Below are 14,539 nucleotides of genomic sequence, written 5' to 3' on the forward strand. Positions count from 1 at the left end.
AACAGATCGTTGGTCAGCGGGCGCGGCCCGGCGCCTGGCGCCGGGGTGAAGGGGACAGGCCGCTGGCCGAACGCGAGGGTGCGGTGATCGCGTAGCGGCGGGAGGCGGCCCGGACGAGTTGCTGTTGCTGCTCGACGGGCAGTTGCGCGATACCCGCCAGGCCCTGGGCGATGACCAGGCCGAAGGGTGATCCGGCATCCAGGCCGGCGGCCTGGACGATCTGCGCGGCGGCCTCGGCCTCGACGAGGACGCCATAGGTGCTGGGGACGCCGAGAATGTGCTCGGCGTGGTCGCGGGCGCCGTCGAGGATGTCGGTGAGCGAGAGGTCGTTGAGGCAGTCCTCGACGATGTCGAGGAGGGTCAACGTCGCGTTGTGCAGCCGCTCGCGGAAGTCGGGATCGGTGATCCAAAAGCCGTTCGGGCCCGGCGGCGGAGGCGGGCTGGCGGCCGCGGTGGTTGGCGGAGGGGGCCATCGGTGCGAGGGGAACCAGTGTGGCTGGGGCATCCAGAACTCCGGGGCAAGGTGGGCGGTTCAGCGGGTGCGGGACCAAGCCCCGGTGGTGGGTGCGGGCTGGGCGACAGGTCGGGCTGCCGGTCGGGACGCGGGAGGCGGCGGGAACCAGAAGTGGGCGTACTGCTCGATCGCGGTACGTAGCCTCGTGCCGTCCGCGCCGTGCCACGGAGGCTGGCTGCTGTGGGCGTGCCAGTCACGGATGACGGCGTATCCGTCTCGGCCGGGCACGAGGTCGCGACCGTTGTCGCGGCGGGCGAAGGTGCCGTGGTCGGCGAAGCGGAGGATCGCGGTGTCGAGGACGCCCTGCTCGGGGTGGACGACGCGCAGGCGAAGTCCGTCGTACTCGCTGTGGCGGATGGTGGGGGCGAAGTCGATCCGTAGCCGCAGCGGCGAGTTCGGCTGCGGGGATGCGTAAAGGGCATCGCCGACGATGGCGTACTGATGGAGAGGCAGTTCAAGGACGTCGTCGAAGAACTGCTGGGCGTGCAGGGCCAAAGAGCCTCTCTCGGACGAAGGGGATCTGGGCGGTCAGCGACGGGGGCCGGAGCGTCGGGCGGGCAGGACTGCCGACGGGGTCGTCGTGGTGCTCCAGCGCGGGATGCTGCGCGTGGTCAGTGCTGGCGCCCGGCGGGGGGTGGTGCGCCGGACGTCGAGTGGCGTGGGCACCGGTGGCGGCACAGGCGTGACGGGTGTGAGCTGGGCGTGTTCACGCAGGTCGCGCATCAGGGCGTCTTTCCAGCGTGGCAGTGGCGCGGGGTCCGCCACGCTCTGAGTGATGGCCTTCACCAGCGGGATCGGCGTGCTCGTGGAGGCGGTGGCGTACCAGCGGGCGTAACCGCTCTTCGGCCCGCCCCACAGGTGCCATCGGGCCTCAAGGGTGGTGAGTTCCTTCTCCGGGTCGAGGCGGCCGGTGGTGTATTCGCAGGTGGCCATCCCATCCGGGGACTGCAGTTCCATCACGCCCCAGCGCGGGTGCTGGAACTGCCAGCCGTTCTTGATGAGCGGGACGACGGCGTCGAACGCTCCGAGTTCGGGGTCCTTGAGGTCGGGCCCAGCGAGGTAGGTGTCAGGGCCGGCGGTGTATGCCTGGGCGAGGGCGGTGGTGAAGGCGGTAGCGAACTCCGTAGGTGCCATGTCGTTGAAGCACACGCCCCATGCGGGTGGGCCGAAGCGGTCGCGTTAGGCGTTGATCCGCCACAGTCCGTCGTCCTCCCCCTCGGGCAGATAGCCGAGTCGCACGCGGTGGTCGGGCGCGGTGACGTAGACGTTGCCGAGGTCGTCGTGACGGAGGTCGAAGCCGAGCGCGAGGAGCGGCTCCAGAGCGGGGTCTCCGGTCCAGATGCTGCCGGCGAGGTAGCGGGGAGAGACGTAGACGTCGCCGTCGATTTCTTTGGTGTCGGGCACGAAAGTCCAGGGGGTGGGGGCTGATAGTGGGCAGAGCGGTGCTCGGTCAGGAACCGGTGCTGCCCGCCAGGACAGGCAGCAACTGCTGTTCCAGGTCTGCGGGTTGGCCGGTGTAGTGCAGGGTGCGCAGGCCCAGCTCGGCGGCGGCCCGGCAGTTGTCCTCGCGGTCGTCGACGAACAGCACACGCCCGGGGTCGTCGACGCCGGTGGCGGCCAGGGCGTGTACGTACGCGGCCGGATCTGGCTTGCACAGGCCCAGGCGGGCGGAGTACAAGGCGTCTTCCATCAGTGCGCGCCGCCAGCCGGTGGCATCCAGGACGTTGCTGAGGTGGGCCGGGGCGTTGGAGAGCAAAACCATCGTCAGCCGCGATGTGCGGGCGCGGTACAGGATGTCGAGGACGCGCGGGTCGGTGCGGGTCCACATGGCAGTGTCGGCATCACGCAGGGTGCGCAGCCAGCGCGGGCCGGGGTGGTGTCCGAGCACCTTGGCCCAGTAGGCGAGATCGCTCAGTTGTCCTGCGTCGTAGGCGTTGCGGTGAGCCCAGAAGGCTCGCTGGAACGAGGGGAGATGCCGGTTGGGCCACTCGGCAAAGTCGGCGAGACGGGTCCACATAGCGGTGGTGGGCTGCAAGCCGAGAACCCCGTTGTAGTCGAGGATCAGGGCTTCTACGCCGGTCCGGGAGTCGTAGGTGCGGGTCAAGGGGTGGTTCTCTCCAGGGCTTTGGGGGCGAGGGTGGCGACGGTTACGGCGAGGAGGGCAGGCAGCAGCAGCGCGTGCGGCAGGGTGGTGACGGTGGCGAGGGCGCCGATGACGGCGGGTCCGGCGAGCAGGCCGACGTAGCCGGTGACCGCGACGGTGGCGACCGCGCGGGGTCCGCCAGGGCCTGCGGCGGTGATCAGGCTGGGGATGGTGACGGACAGGCCCAGGCCGAAGGCCGCCCAGCCGAACAGGGCGAAGGCGATGGTGGAGCCGGCCAGTCCGGTGGTGAGGCCGAGCGCGGCCAAGGCGGCGCCGGCGCGTACGACGGCTGACGCGCCGAAGCGGGCGGTGAGTCGGTCACCGACGAGTCGGCCTGTGGCCATGGCGGCGCTGTAAGAGCCGTATGCCGCGGCGCTGGTCGCGGCTGTCGCGCCGAGGTCGTGCAGGTGGACGGCAGCCCAGTCGGCAGCAGCGCCTTCGCCCAGCAATGTTGCCGCTGCCAGGACACCCAGGAGCCACACCCGGGGCCGTGACTCGACCCCGCGTTCGCCCGAGCCCTGTGCAGCAGGACGGTGAACGGGCTTGAGTCCAGAGCTGGCGAGTGTCCCGGTCAGAGCCATCGTCGCTCCTGTCGCCGCCGCAGCGCAGACGGCGACCCCCGTGAACAGAACGGTGTGTGAGATGTGGGCGGTGGCCGCGGCCAGCGCGGCACCGAGGAGGGCTCCGAGGCTGTAACTCGCGTGCAGCCCGGCCATGATGGTGCGGCCGTAGGCGTCCTGGCAGCGGACCGCCGCGGCATTGGCCGCGACGTCGAGGACGCCGTGTGCGACGCCGAAGACAAACGCCGCCGCCAACAGGCTCTCCAGGCTGGAGCAGACCCCAAGAATGGCAAGACAGGCGGCAAGGGCAAAGGCGCCGCCGGTCAGCAGTGCGGGCAGGCGGGCCGGACGGGCGAGGCGCCCACCCGTCTGGAGTCCGGCGACCATGCCGAGGGCCGCGGCCAACAGGACCAGGGCAAGCCCGCCGGTACTCACGTCGGCGGCGGACTGGACGGCGGGCATGCGGGCACCAAACACGGCCATCACCACACCCAGTCCGGCGAAGTACCCGATCAGCAGGCGGCGGCTGCGCACCAGCTCGGTCGCTGCGGTTTTCCTCACGCGGCGTGCTCCCCGGAGGCCGGAGCCGTCTGCGTGGCAGGCGTCACCTGGACGTCGAGGTTGCGGTACGCCTCCTGGGCGCGGTGCTGGGCTGCCGTGGCGGTCGGCCCGGTGGCGATGACGAAGCCGATGCGGGCGGTGAACAGATTGCCGCCGTCCTGGGGAAGCAGGAGCTGGTCTCCGGGCTGTCGCTGGAAACGCACGCGCTCCACTCCCCCGGTGGGCTTCACGACACTGCGGGCGGTCAGGGTGCCGGAATAGGCGGGGTAGATGAAGCGGATCGCCGCAGCCTGGCAGCGGGTTGGCGTCAGGTCGGGGGTACGTCCGCATGCGATGTCGGCGGCGGCCCGGGCGAGATCGACACCGGTGGCCAGGTGGACGAGGTGACCGATCATGTCGCCTGCGATGCGCGCATTGACCTCGATCAGGCGTGGGCGGCCGTCGACGATGCGGATCTCGACGTGGCTGACGCCGTCGGTGATGCCGACGGCGTCGAGGGCCGCGACGGCGACTGGCGCCACGGTGGCGAGCAGCGGGTCGTTCGCGTCGACCACGTGCGCCAGCTCCTCGAAGAAGGGCGGCATCCCGACGGTCTTGCGAGTGACGGCGACCACAGTGGTCTGCCCCTGATGGGTGACACACTCGACGCTCACCTCAGGGCCGTCGAGGTATTCCTCGACCAGGACCTGAGTGCTTTCCACACCGTGGTTGGCGGTGCGCGCGGCGAAGGCGTACGCGGCCGGAAGGTCGTCGACGGAATGGACGCGGATGACGCCCATGCTCGCAGCGTGCGCGGCGGGCTTGAGGACGACGGGATAGCCGATCAGCGCGGCGGCGTCGGCCGCCTCCCGCTCAGTGCGCACGCTCACGGATACGGCGGAGGGCACCCCGTGGCGGGCGAACAGGCTACGACTCGTGTGCTTGTTGCGGCAGCCCTGGAGGGCTTCAGGAGCCGTGGTGGGCAGGCCGAGCTGGCGGGCGAGCCGGGCGACAGGGACGAGGTACCACTCGGTCCACGTCAGCACGCCGGCCAGCTCGTACCGCTCGGCGAGCGCTCGTCCAGCCGCGGCCAGTGCCACCTGGTCGGTGGGGTCGGCGACGCTGTAGTCGAGGAGGAACTCCTTCTCCCAGCTCGGCTCGGCGCCGGAAATCAGGACGACGTCGTAATGGGCGCGGACGTTCTCAAGGCAGTAGCCGCGATACGCGGGCGCCTCCATGTCGGCGGCTGCAACAACCAGGACGACGGGGCGAGAGGACAACAAAACTCCGGGAACCGAAGCAGCGATGGCAGGCCTCCGCGTTCGCTACGTGCTGGCCGCCAAACTCGTCAACGAACTGGTCGAAGCAGCCGACGACAAACAGCTGACGAAGACCATCGCCCGCTACGGACGGGTCGACCTACTCTGCATCGACGAACTCGGCTACATGGAACTCGACCGACGCGGAGCCGAGTTGCTGTTCCAGGTCCTGACCGAACGCGAGGAAAAGAACAGCGTCGCCATCGCGTCCAACGAGTCCTTCAGCGGCTGGACGAAGACGTTCACCGACCCCCGACTCTGCGCGGCCATAGTCGATCGGCTCACCTTCGGAGGCAACATAATCGAGACCGGGACCGACTCCTACCGCCTTGCCCTCACCCGCGCTCAAGCAGAACGTGCGAACAACTGATAACAAACCGCCTGCCCTAGCGGACCGGGCCGCACTCATCGATGCACACGCTTGGATCTGACAGAAAGACATCCCGGTCAACCGGCCCATAGGCGATGTTGAACGTGTCGAGCCAGTACGACCAGCCGCGGATTCCCAGCGCACTGGTGAACCGGTAGTTCAATTGCCATCGGACCCACTGCCCCGGGCCCAGCCGAACTGCTGGGGGCCTGCGCGGCCGAGGAGGCAACCCGAACAGTGGTTCCACCCGAGCCATCACCCGGAGCCGATCGCCTTCATCGCGCAGGCTGACACCGATCTCGCCCATATCCTTGCGGCCCACACACGGCTCGAACCCATCAGCCTCGGACATCTGGATGAAGTGGGCGAACCCGGAAGGCACGTGAGGCAACTGAAAGCCCACCGGTGCTGCGTTCCTATGGGCAGCGGCCTGCCCGCCCCGAGACTGCTTCGTCCAGGACGTCCTGATCCACTGCACCGTGATCTCCACTGCACCAGCCCTCGCTCCGCCGAGAGCATACGGTCAACAATCCGTGGACGTCATCTGGGTTCCACGCAGCTACGTGCAGCCAGAACAGGTGGGGCCAAAACTCGCTCCCAGAACCTGGCGCTGAGATCGCCAAGTGGGGCCAAAAGAGACTCCCAAGTGGGGCCACTTCACGTTCCTGCGGCCAGCCATGGCGAACGCGGCGGCGTCTGTGCTGCGCGGCAGGTAGATGCCGCGCAGCGGAGTAGGGACCGGCCGGCGGGCATGCCGCGGTCCGACACGGGACTTCACGCAGCGCACCCTGCTTCCGCCATCTGCTGCGCGGAGCGGGCGTCGGCGTGGTGCAGGATGCGGGGGTTCGCCTGCAGAAAATCGGCCAGGGCCTCGTGCGGCGCCGACGGCTCCAGCGGCGCGCCGGACGAGTGCGGGCTGCGGCTCGACAGCTGGAGGGTGTGCTGGACGCGGGTGACGAAGGCGGTGCTGGCGTCGGGGAAATGACGGGCGCGTGCCCAGCGCGCCGCGGTGTCGTACACCTCAGCTAGGGCCTCACCGCTCTGGGTGAGCCGGTAACGGTCGGGGGCCTGCTCGTCGGCGTGGACGAGGCCGAGGTCGCGTGCGACGTCGATGGCGTGGCGCAGTTGCCCGGGGGTGAGGTCACCGAAGGCGCCCTGAAGGCTGCCTCTCCGGTGACTGATGGGGCCGTTGTCGTCGATCTCGGTGACCAGGCGTATCAGGGCCGGCAGGGTCAAGGTCCTGATCGCACGTCGTTCGTGCAGGAGGGTGTCGGGCAGGGAGCGGGTCATCGGCGCGGGCCTCCTGCCGGGGAGATCGGGCGGGCGGGTATCTGGTGGGAGAAGAGGTCGCCGGACTTCCACGCCGGGGTCTCCGGGGGCGTGGTGGTCAGCGCGGGACGAACCGCTGGCGCGGCCGGAACCGCCGGGGCGGGAAGCCGGGTCGGAGTGGTCGCCCACGGGCCGGAACGGTTCTGCGACGGGGCGCCCGGCCCCTGCGTCCGACGGGCATCGGCCTCTGGAGCCGGCGCGGTGGCCCAGCCGGAGATCGCCTGGAAGACGGGGGTGAGTGCCCGTCCGCTCGCGGTGAGTTGGTAGCCGCCGGTTCCGCTGGCGGTGACGAGTCCGTCGGCAACGAGGCGTTCCAGGGGCTTGTAGACGGCGGTCAGCCCGTAGCCGGGCATGGCCTCACTCGCCAGCGTCTTGGCGGTCGCGGTACCCCGGGCCTGCAGGGAGAACAGGATCGGGGTGGCGTGCCGCGGCACGAGCAACGCGACAGCGTCGTCGATGTTCTGGGCCGGAGCGAGACGCTCGGCTTCCAACTCGCCAGTGTGCTTGTTGGCGACCAGGTCATTCTCCAGATACGTCTCGCCCCAGGACGCGATCACCGACAGGACAGGCAGCAACGCGGCACCGCGGCTGGTGAGGCCGTAGGTGACGTGGCGCGGGGCGTACTCCGTGCGCTCGATGACGCCGGCGTTGGTGAGGTGACGAAGTCGGGGGTGGAGCTGCCCGTCCGCAAGCCACGGAAGCCTCGGCTTGAACTCGGCATAGCGCAGCGGGTGGGAGGAGATGGTCATCAGCACCCACACGCTCCAGCGCGGGGCGAGCAGGTCCAGGGTCTTGGTGACGCCCAAGAGATCGTTCGGTGTGGCGGGCGGAGCGGTGGTGGCCAAGAAGGTGGCTCCTCAAGCGGTGCGGGTGGGTCAGCGGGTGCGGGAGGTGGTCGCCGTCGGGGCGGCGGGTACCGGCGGAGCCGGCGAGTGGGTGTCTGGGGCGGACACGCGGCGCAGGCCGCTAAGGACGGCGCTGGTGCTCTTGGCGTAGGCGTCGCGTGTGGCGACGGATTCGGCGATGCGCCGAGCGCAGTCGAGGATGTGACCGGCGGCGAATCGACCGATCTCGCGGTCGGGGGCGGTGAGTTCACGAAGCCGCTGAAGCTGGAAGGCGATATTGCGTTCGGCGAGGGCCAGTTCGCCGTGGCTGCCGGTCAGGGCGGCGAGCAGGGTGGCCTCGGGAGCCGCGGCGGCGATGGCTTCGAGTTCGGCGATCGGCTGTCCGTACAGCGCCTCGATGCGCTGGGCGGCGAGCTGGGAAACGGCAAGGGGCGGGGTGCGGGGTTGAGGCAATGGGTGGACTTTCAGGGGCGTCGCATCCGCGCCGCCCCGGCGCGAGCTACCGGGGCGGGCGGACTGGTGGCGGCGATCTTGGGACTCAATCCGGCGCGTGCCGATGTGACTTGGTTCGGCGCCGGCATGGTGCGCAGCAGCTCGTCGAGTGCGGCGGTGTAGCCGTCCCGGCCGGCCAGAGCCGCATCCATCCACTCCGCGTCCCACCGCAGCTTCTCGGCGGACAGATCGTCCATGTCGCCGTCGGCGGCCGTCTCGGCGTGGATGCGGTCTCGGACGCGGGCCACCTGCTCCTCGGCGAGAGCGAGGAAGCTGCGAAGTTCCAGTGCCCGTTGGAGTGCGGCGTTGGCCTCGCCGCGGGCGGCCTGCGCGTACAGTTCGGCCACCTCGGCGCCAAAGCCTTCCTGCAGGGCCGCGTCTCGGCTGCTGGGCTTGTCGATGACACTCACCGTGTGGCCCCGCGTGCTGTGGTGTTCGGTGTGCTGGGCAGCATGGGCGGTGACGTGGGCAGGGCCGGAGCAGGACGGGCGGCCGGGGACGCGCCGCGCCAGACCGCGGGTCCGTGCTTGCGGGGTGCGTTGGGGTCGAGGAGGTACTTCACGACCATGGCGCGGCCGTCGCGGGAGGCGACCGCGGCGTTGACCTGGTGGGCCAACTCCATCACTGGGTCGTCGAGTACGTCCGGCGACTGTGTGCCCAGCGCCTTGACGAGGGCGTCCTCGGCGGTGTCGAGGGCCTGCTGCGCTTCGGCGAGCAGGCCGTACCAGTGCACGACGGCGGTGGCCTCGGGGTTGGCGTGTGGTGCCGCCTCGACGGCCCGGCGCAGATCGGAAAGCGGCATCTGGAATCGGTCCTCGATGCGCTCGGTGATGACGCCCATCACGTCTTCGCTGGCGTCGAGCACGAAAGTGCTCCCTTCGTTGTGGAAATTCCGGTGCGGGAAAGGGGAATGGGGCGCCGTTCGCCTAGTCAGGCACATTTAGACCTCGCGTAGACGTACGTTCCGGACACCCCAGTCCGTTACGCCTACGGCCTTATCGGAGATGTAGTGGCATCGAGAACAGCAATGGACGTGGCGAATCGGGTTGTGGGCATGCGGAATTGACCTCTATGGAATGGAGAGAGAATGCGGAAGCCGCCCCGCGCGGATGCCGTACGGGATGAGAACAAGAGTCCAGAGAATCCCCGGTTTCGGTAACCGGGGATTTCCTGCTATGTTCCGCGCCGCCTCGCGCACACCTGATGCCACTTCGCATGGGCAGAGAATCGAATTCCCCCGGGATTAACGGGACTTCAGCGGCTGGGCCCGTGCGGCGGGGCGGGGCGGGGCAGCAGGCTGGGGAAGGCAGTGACAGGTCGGGTCGCCGACGAGGCTGTCGGCAACGGGGGCTTCTCGCCGTTCCAGTGCGCCTCCCACCACTGGGTGGCGGCCTCGAAGGTCTGGAAGCCGCCCTCGCGCAGGGTGTGTGTCCATGTGGTGGTGTCGGCCACTTCGAGGAGCACGCGGTAGGGCAGTGCCGCCTTCTCATCCATGGCGCGGAGCATCACCGTGGTCTGCACCGGGTTACTGGCGTCGTCGGTGTAACTGGTGCCGTAGGCGAAGTGGTCGCCGTCGCTGCGTAGCCGCTTCTCCAGGGCGCGGGTGGTTTCGTCTGCTGGGGCGGTGCCCATGCCGTCGGGCAGGAGGATCTCCTCCTCGGGGCAGCCGCGGGCGATCAGCCAGGACTGGGCCATGGACGGCAGCGGCAGTTCCTTGTGCGTGAAGCGGTAAGTGCGCGTGGTCGGGTCGCGTTTGAGGTGCAGGGCGACCAGCTGCGGTGCGCCGGGGATGCCCCAAGTGACGGCGCGGTTGTGCATCGCGTAGAAGCTGTGCACGGCGTCGTCGCTGTGGTGGTCGGCAAGGACGGTCATCGAGTCCTGCTGGCTGCCGATGTGCCCCCAGAACTGATCGTCAATATGGTCGTTGACGGCTTCGTATCCGTCGAGGCGGAAGTCGGGTTCGTAGTTGGGCATCGGAACTTTCGGTCGTGGCCCCGGCGGCGCCGTGCGCGCACCGCGGTTCAGCGGCGGGTACGGGAGACGGCGGGGAGGGCCGGCGGCAGGGGCGCGGGCGTGGTCCCGGGCGGGCCCGCGCGGCGGGGTGCGGTCAGTGCGGCGCGGCCGGCATCGGTGAGGGTGACGGGCTGACCGGCGTGCACCGGGTGCGCGGTGTCGCGCTCCACCAGGCTCATCGCCTCCAGGCGCTGCAGCTGGGCGTAGGAGATGCGGGTGCGCGTGGGAGTCGCCACCGCGAGGCGATGCGTGACGAGGTGTTCATGCAGTTTGGCGCCCTGGGCGATGGCAAGCAGAGCCGCGACGTCCTTCGTCGCGATCTGCAGTGGCGTCTGCCGAGGAGCGGCGGCCTCGATCGGTGCCAGCGCTGCGGCTGCTACGGATTGCTTCGCGTCGCGGACGGCGGCGGCCGTGGCCAGCTGATCGAGGGTGCGCTCGATCCGGGCGAACAGCGTCTGGTCCACGGGAAGTTGGCTGGAGGCGAGGCGGGCGAGACGGACACGGTGGAAGGTGACGTCCCGCTCGGCCGCCAGCAGCTCGCCATGCGCGTCGGCCAGGGCCGCGTGTGGTGCGTCGAGGAGTCCGCCGTCGTGGTGCCGGTGCAGCTCCTCGACGCCGTAGCCCACGGCGGCCTCGATCCGCTGATCGAGAGCGGTGGGCATCGACTCGCCGGATGGGAGTGAGGTCATGGCGGAGCGGTTCCTGGGTCCGGGGCGAGCGCGTCCAGGGCGAGCCGGACCTCGACGTACGGGCCGTCGCGGGTGTGCGATGCCGGGCCGAGCCGGTCGAGCAACCGGAGCATGGGCGCATTCGACGCCTGGGTGAACGCGGAGAGGGTGCGGGCTCCTCGCGCACGGGCGAGGCGGGCGGCTTGGCGGGCCAGGGCCGTGCCGATGCCCTGACGCTGACAGTGGTCGACGACCTGCAGTCCCAGGTCGAAGACCCCCGGCTCCCGGCTGACGGGCCCGACGCAGACCAGGGCCACAGGCCGTTCGTCGGCGCCGAGCCCGATCCAGCACTGCGCGTGGGCAAGCAGCTGGGACAGGTCGCGGGGCGTCAGGCGGGTACGGCCCCAGCGGCGCAGCAGGTTTTGCTCGGAGCACTGCGCGTGGAAGGCGGCGACCAGGTCCCAGTCCTCCTCCGTCACCCGCCGGCTGCGCGCGAGGGCGGGGTGCCTCAGCAGGAGCACATTGGGCGGACGGCCAGCAGGTCGGCCCGCCGGTAGGCCCGGTAGCGGCTGCCGTCAGCCGCTCGCGGCTTGCAGGGCTGTACTCCGTAGCCGCGCAGGAGCAGCCCCAGCCGCAGCGGAGTGAGGTCGGCGTAGCTCCAGCGTTCCTCGGCCTGGCCAGGCAGATCGCGCAGGCGCTCGACCAGCTCTGCGGTGCTCACGTACTCCGGGCCGCCCTCGTCTTCGAAGACGGTGAGGCAGGCGCGCACGATCGTCTGCGGGCTGCTGGGGCAGGACAGGAACTCCTCGCACGTGTCCTCGTGGACTTCGTCGCAGTCGTCGAGGTCGTCGGGCTCATCGGAGTCGTCGAACCCTTCGAAGTTGTCGAAGTCCGGGTCGAAGCCGGGTTCCTCGTCGTCCAGCGGTTCGTACTCGGCCGGGGGCGCAGCTTCGAACGCGGCGGCGCAGCAGCGGGAGGTGGCCAGGAGCGCGCTCAGCTCTGCGCCGACGGACATCCGTTCGACCAGCAGGTCGGTCAGGGTAGTGAGCTGCTCGGAGGGGCTGACGCCGGGAAGCTCGATGCTGGCGAACTCGGCGAGCTGCCGGTCGAGGTCCTGGATCTCGACGAATACGTCGAGGATGGCGCGGTGGTGCGGGTTCTCGGTGACCTGGGTCGGCGCGAGTACGGCGGCGGCGACGTGGTCGATCAGGGTGAGGAACTGCCTCAACGAACGGGGCCCTTCAGGGTCGGGGGCGGTGCGGGATGGGGAAGGCCGGGCATCGTGTAAGGCGGTGGTCCGGGCTTGGGGACGGGCGGGCGGGTGCCCAGTTGCGGCGAGCGGGTGCGGGCCGCATGGGTGCGCTCGCCCAGGGGGCTACGGCGGATGCCGAGGCGGGCGCGGGCGGTGTCGTACACGTCGTGCGCTTCGCGCGGGCGTACGGCCACGACGTGGATCTCGGTGGTGTGCGTGGAGTTCGCGGGCGCCGGCCGCTGGGCGTAGACGATGCGCCAGGCATTGCGATGATCGACGTAGACCTTGCGGCAGCCGGCAAGGTCGCGGGTGAGTTTGGCGCCGAACAGACGGGCATTGACGACGTCCTGGAGCTGGGCCAGTGCCAGGTCGCGGATGTCGCCGGGGGCTTGCAGGAGGTCGGTCAGGGCGCGAGGGTCGAAGGACAGGCCGAACGCAGGCCGGTCCTCGTGGCCGGTCATCCCTCGGCCTGGCCCAGCTCGCCGGTTTCTTCGTACTCCTCGGTGGCGGAGGTGTTCCGGTTCGAGGCCCGGGGGCCGGGCAGCAGGCGGTGCGCGGGCCGGTCCGGATCGGTCATGCACGCGGACAGCGGACCACCGGCCGCACGGACGGTGGCCATGGCGTGGGTGAGGAAGTCCCGGTGCCACACGAACGGGCCGCTCAATCCGGCCTCGGGATCCTTGTGCTGCTGGTAGGCCAGCCACAGGGCGTGAAGCCAGGCGACGACGTCGGAGTGCTCCTGCCACTGCTCGCACCACGGGGCGGCCGTGGTGACCTCTGCCCCGTAGACCCGGAGGAGGAAGTCGTCGACCCAGTCACTGAGCGCGTCGAGTTCGTCCTCGTACTCCTCGTCCTCAAGCTCAAGGATCGGACGCGGCTCGGGCGGCGCGGGGGCGGGCGGCAGGCCCGCGAACCCCGGCAGTCCGTAGGCGGCAAACGGCGAGTCCGGTGGCGGTGGTGCCGCCGAGAGGTCATCGATCTGACGCTCGTGCCGCGCGGATCGATCCAGCAGCATGGCGACGTTCGCCTCGACCCTCGCCAAACCAGCCTCCGGCAGCCGCACCGGCTCCAGCTCTCCCTCCTCCGAGGCCAGAGTAGAGTCGAATATCTGGACCGGATCCTTCTCCGCGTCCTCCGAGGGGTTTATGGATTCAGGCACGAAAAAGGGTCCTCCTTGGGCCGCAGCCATAGGGCGTTGATTGCGGCTCCAACCATCCAGAGAATCCCCGGTTTCGGTAACCGGGGATTGGCTGCTATCACGCTGCGCACGACGCGGCGGGACCACGCGCGAAGGGCGCCGCTTGCCGCGCCGCGCGCGAGTTTCAGCCTCAGGCAGTCAGCGTCAAGTCATCCTGGGAAAGGGTCTGTTGCAGGGTCTCGGTGAGGCGTTCGGCAGCGATCTCGGCGTAGGGCTTCGTCTTCTCAACGCCGATGAAATCGCGTCCCTCCAGCAGCGCGGCGACCCCGGTCGAGCCGGATCCGCAAGTGAAGTCGAGCACCGTGCCGCCCTGCGGAGCGATCTGCACCAGCTCCCGCATGACGGAGACCGGCTTCTGGGTAATGTGCTGGCGCGCCTTGCCACTGGGCTGCGAAGCGCTGTAGAGGCCCGGCAGGTAGACCGGGTTACGGGCGGCATCGATCGGACCGTTGGACGCCCAGACGATGAATTCGCAGTTCTGCGTGAAGCGCCCCTTTTGCGGCCTGGCCTGCGGCTTGTGCCAGGCGAGCACGCCCCGCCACAGCCAGCCGGCGGCCTGGATGGCGTCCGTGGTGATCGGCAGCTGCCGCCAGTCGGTGAACAGCAGCGCGGTTCCGCCGACCTTGGTCAGCCGGTGCGCCTCGGTCATGATCTGGGTGAGCCAGAAGCCGTAACTGCGCTGATCCATGTTCTCGCCGGTGAAGTCCGGCAGCTCGCGCGCGGCCTCGGCGGAGGTGTACTTCTGCTTCGCGGACCGGCTTGTGCGCTCCTTCGCCGTACGACCGCCGCTGTTGTACGGCGGGTCGGTGATGACGGAGTCGACGCAGTTGTCCGGCAACCCAGCGAGGACACCGAGCGCGTCGCCCTGATGCAGGGAGAAAGGCAAAGAGATACCCCAATTCGGGTCGTGTGAGATGAGGGCGAGACGCTCCAGCTCGCCTGGATAACCTCACAGGACCGAATACGGGCGGACGGCTCCGCGGTCTACGACGTGAGGGGGCGAGGGGAGGAGCCAAAACTGTAGGGCACGATCCCCGGTTGAGCGCTATCGTCGCCGAAAACCCCGAAGTAGAGCCTTGATCACGAACGATTTCGGCAACCGGGGATCCGCCCTTACTGTTTTGGAACTGCCCGGCGGACACCGCCGATGGCACATCCCCGCCCCTGCCTTCACAGAGGTACCCCATGCCCTGGCACAACTGACCTGACGCCCCGTGCCGACGCGAGCGGCAACTCGCAACGCACCCTGGGCCACCTGAATGACCCACCACCCGGCCGTCGCGCCCTTTCCTCAAC

The 14,539-nt window shown here is 69.6% G+C and carries 20 protein-coding genes and 1 pseudogene; 1 reads left to right on the forward strand and 20 read right to left on the reverse strand.

Going from position 1 to position 14,539, the window contains the following annotated elements:
- Positions 1-13: 13 nt before the first annotated feature.
- From OG885_RS09895 to OG885_RS09925, 7 genes are read right to left on the reverse strand one after another with little or no spacing between them, the layout of a single operon-like run.
- Positions 14-505, reverse strand: coding sequence for a hypothetical protein (locus OG885_RS09895; protein WP_405729199.1), 492 nt, complete (start codon positions 503-505; stop codon positions 14-16).
- 27 nt (positions 506-532) lie between these two features.
- Entirely contained in the window at positions 533-1,009 is a 477-nt protein-coding gene (locus OG885_RS09900; RefSeq protein ID WP_405729201.1) for a hypothetical protein, read from the reverse strand.
- Between the two features lie 33 nt (positions 1,010-1,042).
- Entirely contained in the window at positions 1,043-1,648 is a 606-nt protein-coding gene (locus tag OG885_RS09905) for a DUF317 domain-containing protein (RefSeq protein ID WP_405729204.1), read from the reverse strand.
- 45 nt (positions 1,649-1,693) lie between these two features.
- On the reverse strand, positions 1,694-1,918 hold the full coding sequence (locus OG885_RS09910) for a hypothetical protein (protein ID WP_405729207.1): 225 nt from the start codon (positions 1,916-1,918) through the stop codon (positions 1,694-1,696).
- A gap of 46 nt (positions 1,919-1,964) precedes the next feature.
- Entirely contained in the window at positions 1,965-2,618 is a 654-nt protein-coding gene (locus OG885_RS09915; RefSeq protein ID WP_405729210.1) for an HAD family hydrolase, read from the reverse strand.
- Positions 2,615-3,778, reverse strand: coding sequence for an MFS transporter (locus OG885_RS09920; protein ID WP_405729213.1), 1,164 nt, complete (start codon positions 3,776-3,778; stop codon positions 2,615-2,617). Before OG885_RS09920 ends, OG885_RS09915 begins: the two co-directional genes overlap by 4 nt.
- Entirely contained in the window at positions 3,775-4,995 is a 1,221-nt protein-coding gene (locus OG885_RS09925) for an ATP-grasp domain-containing protein (RefSeq protein ID WP_405729216.1), read from the reverse strand. The genes OG885_RS09920 and OG885_RS09925 overlap by 4 nt, the downstream gene beginning before the upstream one ends.
- A 52-nt stretch (positions 4,996-5,047) precedes the next feature.
- Here OG885_RS09925 and OG885_RS09930 point away from each other — a divergent pair.
- Positions 5,048-5,446, forward strand: a pseudogene (locus OG885_RS09930) (ATP-binding protein); the annotation flags it as partial.
- 16 nt (positions 5,447-5,462) lie between these two features.
- Here the strand turns inward: OG885_RS09930 and OG885_RS09935 are convergent.
- From OG885_RS09935 to OG885_RS09995, 13 genes are all read right to left on the reverse strand, one after another.
- Positions 5,463-5,936, reverse strand: a complete 474-nt coding sequence (locus OG885_RS09935; RefSeq protein ID WP_405729219.1) for a hypothetical protein — start codon at positions 5,934-5,936, stop codon at positions 5,463-5,465.
- Between the two features lie 284 nt (positions 5,937-6,220).
- Positions 6,221-6,736 (reverse strand): hypothetical protein, encoded by a 516-nt coding sequence (locus OG885_RS09940; protein ID WP_405729222.1) that lies wholly within the window; start codon positions 6,734-6,736, stop codon positions 6,221-6,223.
- Positions 6,733-7,620, reverse strand: a complete 888-nt coding sequence (locus tag OG885_RS09945) for a winged helix-turn-helix transcriptional regulator (protein WP_405729225.1) — start codon at positions 7,618-7,620, stop codon at positions 6,733-6,735. The genes OG885_RS09940 and OG885_RS09945 overlap by 4 nt, the downstream gene beginning before the upstream one ends.
- A 30-nt stretch (positions 7,621-7,650) precedes the next feature.
- Positions 7,651-8,073 (reverse strand): hypothetical protein, encoded by a 423-nt coding sequence (locus OG885_RS09950; RefSeq protein ID WP_405729228.1) that lies wholly within the window; start codon positions 8,071-8,073, stop codon positions 7,651-7,653.
- 11 nt (positions 8,074-8,084) lie between these two features.
- Positions 8,085-8,522 (reverse strand): hypothetical protein, encoded by a 438-nt coding sequence (locus OG885_RS09955; RefSeq protein ID WP_405729231.1) that lies wholly within the window; start codon positions 8,520-8,522, stop codon positions 8,085-8,087.
- Positions 8,519-8,977, reverse strand: a complete 459-nt coding sequence (locus OG885_RS09960) for a hypothetical protein (RefSeq protein ID WP_405729234.1) — start codon at positions 8,975-8,977, stop codon at positions 8,519-8,521. The genes OG885_RS09955 and OG885_RS09960 overlap by 4 nt, the downstream gene beginning before the upstream one ends.
- A 389-nt stretch (positions 8,978-9,366) precedes the next feature.
- Entirely contained in the window at positions 9,367-10,086 is a 720-nt protein-coding gene (locus tag OG885_RS09965; protein WP_405729237.1) for a hypothetical protein, read from the reverse strand.
- Positions 10,087-10,133: 47 nt separating this feature from the next.
- Entirely contained in the window at positions 10,134-10,814 is a 681-nt protein-coding gene (locus tag OG885_RS09970) for a hypothetical protein (RefSeq protein WP_405729240.1), read from the reverse strand.
- Entirely contained in the window at positions 10,811-11,272 is a 462-nt protein-coding gene (locus OG885_RS09975) for a GNAT family N-acetyltransferase (RefSeq protein WP_405729243.1), read from the reverse strand. Before OG885_RS09975 ends, OG885_RS09970 begins: the two co-directional genes overlap by 4 nt.
- 29 nt (positions 11,273-11,301) lie before the next feature.
- The gene (locus tag OG885_RS09980) at positions 11,302-12,021 is read right to left on the reverse strand and encodes a DUF3631 domain-containing protein (protein WP_405729246.1); all 720 of its coding nucleotides are present in this window, start codon (positions 12,019-12,021) and stop codon (positions 11,302-11,304) included.
- Positions 12,018-12,506, reverse strand: a complete 489-nt coding sequence (locus OG885_RS09985; RefSeq protein ID WP_405729249.1) for a hypothetical protein — start codon at positions 12,504-12,506, stop codon at positions 12,018-12,020. The genes OG885_RS09980 and OG885_RS09985 overlap by 4 nt, the downstream gene beginning before the upstream one ends.
- Positions 12,503-13,204, reverse strand: a complete 702-nt coding sequence (locus OG885_RS09990; RefSeq protein WP_405729252.1) for a DUF4913 domain-containing protein — start codon at positions 13,202-13,204, stop codon at positions 12,503-12,505. The genes OG885_RS09985 and OG885_RS09990 overlap by 4 nt, the downstream gene beginning before the upstream one ends.
- Positions 13,205-13,373: 169 nt before the next feature.
- On the reverse strand, positions 13,374-14,129 hold the full coding sequence (locus OG885_RS09995) for a DNA-methyltransferase (RefSeq protein WP_405729255.1): 756 nt from the start codon (positions 14,127-14,129) through the stop codon (positions 13,374-13,376).
- Between the last annotated feature and the right edge of the window lie 410 nt (positions 14,130-14,539).

It is taken from the genome of Streptomyces sp. NBC_00028, assembly GCF_045041065.1.
In the GTDB taxonomy this organism is placed as follows: domain Bacteria; phylum Actinomycetota; class Actinomycetes; order Streptomycetales; family Streptomycetaceae; genus Streptomyces.